The sequence below is a fragment of the Streptomyces sp. NPDC017993 genome, from assembly GCF_044328065.1.
Classification (GTDB): domain Bacteria; phylum Actinomycetota; class Actinomycetes; order Streptomycetales; family Streptomycetaceae; genus Streptomyces.
Window position 1 is genome coordinate 1 of record NZ_JBIRGO010000051.1, and the last position, 9,520, is coordinate 9,520.

General features: G+C 72.1%; 2 protein-coding genes. Both read left to right on the top strand.

Annotated features, from left to right (window positions below):
• Window positions 1-2,589: SDR family NAD(P)-dependent oxidoreductase (locus ACH4FH_RS38570; protein ID WP_398560648.1), on the top strand; the 2,589-nt coding region annotated here is incomplete at its 5' end.
• Between the two features lie 27 nt (window positions 2,590-2,616).
• Window positions 2,617-9,520 (top strand): type I polyketide synthase (locus tag ACH4FH_RS38575; RefSeq protein WP_398560649.1); only part of this gene is annotated, 6,904 nt, incomplete at its 3' end.

The window sequence follows — 9,520 nt, forward strand, 5'->3', positions numbered from 1 at the left end:
GAGGAGTTGACGTTGGAGGCGCCTTTGGTGCTTCCGGAGCGTGGTGGTCTGGCTCTGCAGGTCACGGTCGATGCCCCCGACGACAACGGCATTCGCTCGCTGGGCATCTACACCCGGCCGCAGGACGACGACTCCTCCCAGGCGTGGACCCGGCACGCCACTGGTGTCGTCGGTCCGGAAGGGGACGAGGGCTCGTACGACCTCCAGGCGGCCTGGCCGCCGGAGGGAGCCACCCCGATCGATGTCAGCAATCTGTACGAGCGGTTCGCGGAGAACGGCTTCGGCTACGGCCCGGCCTTTCGGGGGATCCGGACGGCGTGGCTGCTCGGCGACGAGGTCTACGCCGAGGTGCGGCTGCCCGAGGACCAGCAGACCGCAGCCGATGCCTACGGCCTGCATCCGGCACTGCTCGACGCCGCCCTGCACAGCATCGCCCTCAGTCCGTCGCTGCAACTCGGCGGAGGGAAGCTGCCGTTCTCCTGGACGGGGGTGACCCCGCACAGCTCGGGCGCCGGTGAGGTGCGGGTACGACTGACCCCCGACGGGTCCGGCGCGGTGTCACTGCTCCTGGCGGACACGATCGGCCGGCCGGTGGCCACCGTCGATGCGCTCGCCCTGCGGGCGCGGCCCGAACAACTGGGCGCCCCCGCCTCGGAGAACTCGCTGTACCTCCTGGACTGGACCGAGGTGGCACCGGAAGGTGTCACCCGGCAACCGGCCGGGAGCACGGGCTGGGCGTTGCTCGGTGACGACGGCCTCGATGTGGTTGCCGGCCTGGGGCTGCCGGTCTCCCCGGATCTGGAAGCCCTTGCGGCGGCAGACCCGACGGCGCCGCCCGAGGTCGTGCTCGTGACCTGCCCACCGGAGTCCGGGCCCCTCCCCGAGACCGTACGCACGGCCCTGGGGCGGACGCTGGAGCTGGTCCAGGGCTGGCTCGCCGATGAGCGGTTCGCCGGATCACGGCTGGTCTTTCTCACCCGCGGCGCCGTTGCCGTCGCCGGCGAGCAGGTGACCGATCTGTCGCACGCCGCGGTCTGGGGACTCGTCCGCTCGGCGCAGTCGGAGAACCCGGACCGGTTCGTCCTGGCCGACATCGACAGCTCAACGGATGCCGCGGGCGTGCTCGCACTGCTCCAGGCGCTCACCGGTGACGAACCGCAGCTGGCGCTGCGCGGCGGTACCGTACGGGCCGCCAGGCTGGCCCCTGCCCACCCACCGACCGGCGCCACCGAGCCGACGGCATCTGACCGGGGCACCGGGACGGTACTCATCACCGGTGCCACCGGTGTGATCGGCGGCGTGATGGCACGTCATCTGGTGACCAGTGCCGGAGTACGTCACCTGCTGCTGACCAGCCGCCGCGGCCACGGAGCAGACGGTGCCGGGGAATTGTGCGCGGAGCTCAGGGCGCTCGGCGCCGAGGTCACCATGGCGGCCTGCGATGTCGCCGACCGCGAAGACCTCGCCGCACTGCTGGCCACCGTCGACGCGGCACACCCGCTGACCGCGGTGGTGCACACCGCCGGTGTGCTGGACGACGGCATCGTCGGATCCCTCACCCCCGAGCGGCTCGACGGGGTGCTCCGCCCCAAGGTGGATGCGGCGGTCAACCTGCACGAGCTGACCCGCGACCTCGGGCTCTCCTCTCTGGTGCTGTTCTCCTCCATCGCCGGCACCTTCGGTGGCATGGGCCAGGGCAACTACGCGGCGGCGAACGCCTTCCTCGATGCGTACGCCACCCACTGCCGGGCCCAGGGCTTCCCCGTCCAGACGATGGCCTGGGGCCTGTGGGAGCAGCGCAGTGAGATGACCGGAAAGCTCGCCGACGCGGACCTCTCACGGCTGGCACGTGGCGGCATCGCCGCGTTCTCCTCCGCCGAAGGCGTCACACTCTTCGACGTCGCGCGGACGCTGGATGCCCCGGTCGTGCTGCCGATGCGGCTGGATCTCGCGGCACTCGCGGGCGGCCCCGGCCCCGTACCGCCGCTGCTCCGCGGCCTGGTCCGGACCCCGGTCCGGCCTGCAGCCCGCCGCGCCACGGCCACTGGCGGCACGGCCGCCGACGGCGCCGACGGGCTGATGGGACGTCTGGCCGGGCTTCCCGACGCGGAGCGTGACCGGTTGCTGCTGGACCTGGTCAGGACAGAGGCGGCAAGGGTTCTCGGGTTCACCGACTCCCATGCGATCGACGTGGACCGAGGGCTGCTGGAGCTGGGCTTCGACTCGCTCACCGCAGTCGAACTCCGCAACCAGTTGGGTCGGGCGACCGGACTGCGGCTACCCGCGACCCTGCTGTTCGACCATCCGACGACGAGCGCCATCGCGGAGCACCTCGCGGCGCAGGTCACACCGGCCGAGCCGGCGGCCGCCCCGCTGGCCTTCCCCGAACTCGACCGGCTGGAGTCGGACCTGACGCGGGTGGCCGCGGACGAGGCGTCCCGGACGAGACTCACCACCCGCCTGCAGGACCTCTTGTCGAAGCTGGGCCAGGCCCAGGAAGCGGCGGGCGAGGTCGAGGTCGCCGAGCTCGAATCGGCGTCCGACGACGAGATCTTCGACTTCATCGAAAACGAACTTGGCCTTTCCTAAGAAAGCGGCGGTTGAACGGTGAGCACCGTGAGTGAAGACAAGCTTCGCGACTATCTCAAGCGAGTGACGACGGACCTGCACCGCACTCGCCAGCGTCTGCAGAAGATCGAGGAGCGGGACCAGGATCCCATCGCGATCGTCGCCATGAGCTGTCGCTACGCCGGAGGCGTCTCGACCCCGGAGGACATGTGGCGGCTCGTGGTCGAGGGGCGCGACGCGGTCGGTCCGCTCCCCGCGGACCGGGCATGGGACACCGAGGCCCTGTACGACCCGGACCCGGACGCGAAGGGCAAGAGCTACGTCGAGGAGGGGGCGTTCCTCGACGGGGCGTACGACTTCGACCCGGGATTCTTCGGCATCTCGCCCCGGGAGGCGCTGGCCATGGACCCCCAGCAGCGGCTGCTGCTGGAGACCGCCTGGGAGACCTTCGAGCGGGCCGGCATCGACCCGACGACGCTCAAGGGCAGCCGGACCGGTGTGTACGCGGGAGTGATGTACCAGGACTACGGCTCCCGGCTGACCACGGTGCCCGAGGACGTCGAGGGCTACCTCGGCGCGGGCGGGTCCGGCAGCGTCGCCTCGGGCCGTATCTCCTATACCTTCGGGCTCGAAGGGCCCGCCGTCACGGTCGACACGGCGTGCTCGTCGTCGCTTGTGGCGCTGCACCTGGCCACCGAGGCGCTGCGCCGCGACGACTGTTCGATGGCCCTGGTCGGGGGCTCGATGGTGATGTCCACTCCGGTCGCGTTCATCGAGTACGCCCGGCAGCGGGCGCTGTCCTCGGACGGCCGGTGCAAGGCATTCGCCGACGGGGCGGACGGGACCGGCTGGGGTGAGGGAGTCGGCACGGTGCTGCTGGAACGGCTGTCCGACGCGCGACGCAACGGGCACCCGGTGCTCGCGGTGGTGCGTGGCTCGGCCGTCAACCAGGACGGCGCAAGCAGTGGGCTGACCGCGCCGAACGGACCCTCGCAGCAGCGGGTGATCCGCGCCGCGCTGGCCAACGCCCGGCTCTCCCCATCCGAGGTCGAAGTGGTGGAGGCGCACGGCACCGGCACCAGACTCGGCGACCCCATCGAGGCCGGTGCGCTGCTGGCCACCTACGGCCGGGAACGCGCCGAGGGCCGGCCGCTGTGGCTGGGCTCCCTGAAGTCCAACATCGCGCACACCCAGGCCGCGGCCGGAGTTGGCGGCGTCATCAAGATGGTGCTGGCACTGCAGCACGCGATCCTTCCCAAGACGCTGCACGCCGGCAACCGCACGGCCATGGTCGACTGGGAGTCCGGCGGTGTCGAGCTGCTGACCGAGTCCCGGCCGTGGCCGGAGACCGGAGCTCCGCGCCGGGCCGCCGTGTCCGGGTTCGGCTTCAGCGGCACCAACGCGCATGTGATCCTGGAACAGGCCCCGGAGCCCGCGGCCGCCGACGAGGACACGGCCGCCGCCGCTGCGCCGGGCGCGGCCGACGCCCCCGTCCACGAAGGCCCCTCGGCGCTGCCCTTCCTCGTGTCCGGCAAGACCGATCAGGCGATACGGGCCCAGGCCGCGCGGCTCCTCGACCATCTGACCGCCCACTCGGACATGGCCACCGCCGACCTCGGGTATTCGCTGGCCCTGGAGCGCGCCGCGCTCGACCACCGCGCCGCGGTCATCGCCCAGGATCGGGACGGGCTGCTGGACGGTCTGCGGGCCCTCGCCGACGGTGAACCCGCCGCACAGCTCGTCCAGGGCCTGGCCGGCGGCCGACGCAAGACCGTGTTCGTCTTCCCCGGCCAGGGATCGCAGTGGGTCGGCATGGCCCGGCTGCTGCTGACGTCCTCGCCCGAATTCGCGAAGCAACTGCACGCATGTGACCAGGCATTGGCCCCGTACCTGGACTGGTCCGTGGTCGATGTCCTCCAAGGCGGGGCCGGCGCGCCCTCGATCGACCGCATCGACGTCGTCCAGCCGGTGCTGTTCTCCGTGATGGTGTCGCTGGCCGCCCTGTGGCGCGCACACGGCGTCGAGCCCTCCGCGGTCGTCGGCCACTCCCAGGGCGAAGTGGCCGCCGCCTACGTGTCGGGTGCACTGTCGCTGCCGGACGCCGCCCGGGTCGTCGCGCTGCGCAGCAAGGCGTCGCGGGAGATCGAAGGCAAGGGCGGCATGCTCTCGGTGCTGGCCTCCGCGGAGCAGATCGCACCGCGGATCGAGGACTGGGCCGACCGGATATCCCTGGCGGCGAGCAACAGCCCCGGTTCGGTGACGGTCGCCGGGGATCGCGACGCCCTCGACGAGTTGCTGGCGCAGCTCACCGCCGACGGCATCAAGGCCCGCAGGGTCCCCGGAGTGGAGGTTGCCAGCCACTCGGCGCACGTCGACCCGCTTCGTGAGCGGCTGCTCGCCGACCTGGCCCCCGTTGAGCCGCAGGCTTCGCAGATCCCGTTCTACTCCACCGTGACCGGCGCGCCGCTGGACACCCGGGAACTCGACGCCGACTACTGGTACCGCAACATGCGCCAACCGGTCGAGTTCGAACGGGCCGTCCGGGCGCTGCTCGCCGACGGCCACAGCGCCTTCATCGAGTCCAGCCCGCACCCCGTACTCGCCATGGCGATGCAGGAGGTCTTCGAGGACGCCGCCTCAAGTGCCGTCACCGTGGGGACGTTGCGGCGCGAGGAGGGCGGCCATGACCGCTTCCTCACCTCCCTCGCCGAAGTACACGTCATGGGTGGCTCCGTGGACTGGCAGGCGGTCTTCGCCGGTACCGGGGCGCGCAGCACCGAACTGCCCACGTACGCCTTCCAGCGACAGCGCTACTGGCTGGAGGCTCCGGTGACCGCCGGCGATGTGGCGTCCGCCGGTCTCGGCGCGGCCGACCATCCGCTGCTCGGGGCGGCTGTCCATCTGGCGGACGCCGACCGGCTGCTGCTGACCGGCAGGCTCTCCCTGGAGACCTCCCCCTGGCTGGCCGACCACGCCCTCACCGGCACCGCGCTCCTGCCCGGAACGGCCTTCCTGGAGCTCGCCGTGCAGGCCGCCGACCGGGTCGGCTGCGCCCGGGTCGAGGAACTCACGCTGCACGCCCCGCTGCTGCTGCCCGCGACGGACGGCGTGGCCGTGCAGGTCACAGTCAGCGAGCCGGACACCGCGGGCCGCAGGACGGTGGGCATCTATTCCCGTACGGAGGACGCCGCGGAGAACGCCTGGGTCGCGCACGCCTCCGGCACCGTCCTGCCCGAAGCGTGCCCGGCTTCCTTCGACCTCTCGGAGTGGCCCCCGGCCGGCGCCGTACCGGTGGCCGTCCAGGACCTCTACGAGCGGTACTCCGAGAACGGCTTCGGCTACGGCCCGGCCTTCCGGGGCCTGCGGGCGGCCTGGCGGCTCGGTGACGACGTCTTCGCCGAGGTACGGCTGCCGGAGGAGCACCAGGAGGACGCCCGTTCCTTCGGTCTGCACCCCGCACTGCTCGACGCGGCGTTGCACGGCATCGCGCTCGGGCCGCTGTTCGAGGGCGCGGGGGACAAAAGCGCTGGGGGGACCGGGCGGCTGCCGTTCTCGTGGGCAGGCGTCACCCTGCACGCCGACGGCGCCGCCGAGCTGCGGGTACGACTGTCCCCCGCGGGCCCGGAAGCGGTCGCCGTCCAGGTCGCCGATTCCGTCGGCCGGCCGGTGGCGTCGGTCGACGCGCTGCTGCTGCGCGAGATACGGCCGGAGCAGCTCTCCGGTACACAGGCCGGACTCACCGACGCGTTGTTCCGGGTGGACTGGAAGCCGCTGACAGCCACCACCGCCGGACCTCCCGCCCCGTGGGGCGTCTGGGGCGAGGACCGGCTCGGGCTCGGCGCGCTGCCGGGCCTGGAGCCGCTCGACCTGCCCGCCCTGGAGGCCCTCGGCCGCCCGGTGCCGGAGGTCGTGCTCGTCCCCTGTGCCCCTCAGCCGCACGCTTCGGGGACCGGTGACGGGGCCGACGGCCACAGCTCCGCCGACGCCGGGGCGGCGCACGCCGCAGCCGGACGAGCCCTGAGCCTGCTGCAGACCTGGCTGCGCGACCCACGCTTCGCCGCGTCCCGGCTGGTGTTCGTCACCCGCGGCGCCACGGCCCTGCCCGGCGAGGACGTGCCCGACCTGGCGCACGCCCCAGCGTGGGGACTGGTGCGCTCCGCCCAGACGGAGAACCCCGGCCGGTTCGCCCTGATCGACATCGACCATCACCAGGACTCCGTCCGTGCTCTCCGGGCCGCGCTGGCAACCGGCGAGCCGCAACTGGCCGTCCGCGAGGGTGTCGTACACGCCGCCAGACTGGCCAGGGTGACCGCCGTGTCCCCGGCCGAGGCGCCCCTCGGCTGGGACGTCGACGGCACTGTGCTGATCAGCGGCACGGGCACGCTCGGTGGCCTGCTCGCCCGCCACCTGGTCACCCGTCACGGCATTCGCCACCTGCTGCTGACCAGCCGCCGCGGTCCTGAAGCCGACGGCGCCGACGCGCTGCGCGCCGAACTCACGTCGCTCGGCGCCGAGGTCACCATGGTCGCCTGCGACACCGCGGACCGCGACGATCTCGCCGGGCTGCTTGCCCGCATCGACACGGCACACCCGCTCACGGCGGTCGTCCACACAGCCGGCGTGCTGGACGACGGCGTGGTGGACGGACTGACTTCGGGCCAACTGGAGCGGGTCCTGCGCCCCAAGGTGGATGCGGCGGTCAACCTGCACGAGCTGACCGCGGGCCTGGACCTGTCCGGCTTCGTGCTGTACTCCTCCGGAGCCGGCGTCCTCGGTGGCCCCGGTCAGGCGAACTACGCCGCAGCCAACGCCTTCCTGGACGCGCTGGCCCAGCACCGCCGTTCCCGTGGCCTGGCCGGCCAGGCCCTGGCCTGGGGCCTGTGGGCCGACCGCAGCGGCATGACCGACCACCTCGACGGCACGGACACCGCACGTTCCCTCCGCTCGGGAGTGGCCCCGCTCTCCGCCGAACAGGGCATGGCGCTCTTCGACATGGCCGCGGACCACGACGAGCCAGTGCTGGTGCCGGTCCTGCTCGACACCGCCGTGCTGCGGACCTACGCCGCCACCGGCTCCGTACCGGCCCTGCTCCAGGGACTCGTACGGACCCCGGCCCGCCGCGTCGTGGAGGCCGGAACCTCGACGGACGGTCCGGACTCGCTCGCGCAGCGCCTCGCCGGGCAGAGCGAGACCGAACAGCGGCGCTTCCTGCTGGACATGGTCCGCTCGCGGGTCGCCGCCGTGCTGGGGCACCCGACATCCGAGTCGGTCGCCGCCGACCGGGCCTTCCAGGAAATCGGCTTCGACTCGCTGACGTCCGTGCAGCTGCGGAACCGGCTGAACACGGCCACCGGGCTCCGGCTGCCGACCACCCTGGTCTTTGACTATCCCACTCCGGCGGCGCTCGCCGAGTACCTGCGGACCGAGGCGCTCGGTGATCAGCTCCGGTCTGCCGTCGCTGCGGCGACAGCCGTGCCTCCGGTCGACGACGACGCGATCGTGATCGTCGGGATGAGCTGCCGCTTCCCCGGCGGGGTGCGGAGCCCGGAGGACCTGTGGCAGCTGGTGGCCCAGGGCACCGACGCGATGGCCGCGATGCCGGCCGACCGCGGCTGGGATGTGGACGACCTCTACGACCCCACGGGCCGCCTGCCCGGCAAGTCCTACGCCAACGAGGGCGCGTTCCTCTACGACGCGTACGACTTCGACCCGGCCTTCTTCGGGATCTCGCCGCGTGAGGCGCTGGCGATGGACCCGGTGCAGCGGCTGCTGCTGGAGACCTCCTGGGAGGTCTTGGAACGGGCGGGCATCAACCCGTCCTCGATGAAGGGCAGCCCGACCGGTGTGTTCGCCGGTCTGATGTACCAGGACTACAGCCTCCGGCTGCCGCAGGTACCGGAGGACCTTGAGGCGTATGTCGGCAGCGGCAGCTCCGGCAGCGTAGCCTCCGGTCGTGTTTCCTACCTCTTCGGTCTGGAGGGGCCCGCCGTCACGGTCGACACGGCCTGCTCGTCGTCGCTGGTGGCCCTGCATCTGGCCGCGGAGTCGCTGCGCCGTGGCGAGTGCTCGATGGCGCTGGCCGGCGGCGCCACCGTCATGTCGACTCCCAACCTCTTCGTCGACTTCAGCCGCCAGGGCGGCCAGGCCCCCGACGGCAGGTGCAAGACCTTCTCCGCGCAGGCGGACGGCACCGGCTGGGGCGAGGGAGCCGGGATGCTGCTGTTGGAGCGGTTGTCGGACGCGCGGCGCAATGGCCATCAGGTGCTGGCGGTGGTGCGGGGTTCGGCGATCAATCAGGACGGTGCGAGCAACGGTCTGAGTGCGCCGAACGGTCCGGCGCAGCAGCGTGTGATCCGGGCAGCTCTCGCCGGGGCAGGGCTGGCTTCGTCCGATGTGGATGTGGTGGAGGCGCACGGGACGGGGACGTCGCTGGGCGATCCGATCGAGGCGGGTGCGTTGCTGGCGACGTATGGGCAGGGGCGTTCGGTGGAGCGGCCGCTGTGGTTGGGGGCGTTGAAGTCGAACATCGGTCATACGCAGGCTGCTTCGGGTGTGGCCGGTGTGATCAAGATGGTGATGGCGATGCGGCACGGTGTGTTGCCGCAGACGTTGCATGTGGATGAGCCGACGCCGCACGTGGATTGGTCTGCGGGTGCGGTGGAGTTGTTGACCGAGGCCCGGGAGTGGCCGCAGATGGGTGCGCCGCGTCGTGCCGGTGTGTCGGCGTTCGGGATCAGTGGCACGAATGCGCACGCCATTTTGGAGCAGGCGCCGGCCGTCGACGCCGAGGCGGCCGATCGGTCAACTGCTGTGGTGCCGTGGGTGGTGTCGGGCCGGTCGGTGGGTGCTGTGCGGGCGCAGGCGGAGCGGTTGCGTGAGCATGTGGCCTTGTCTCCGGGGGTGTCGCCGGTTGATGTGGGTTTCTCGTTGGCGACGGGGCGCGCGGTATTCG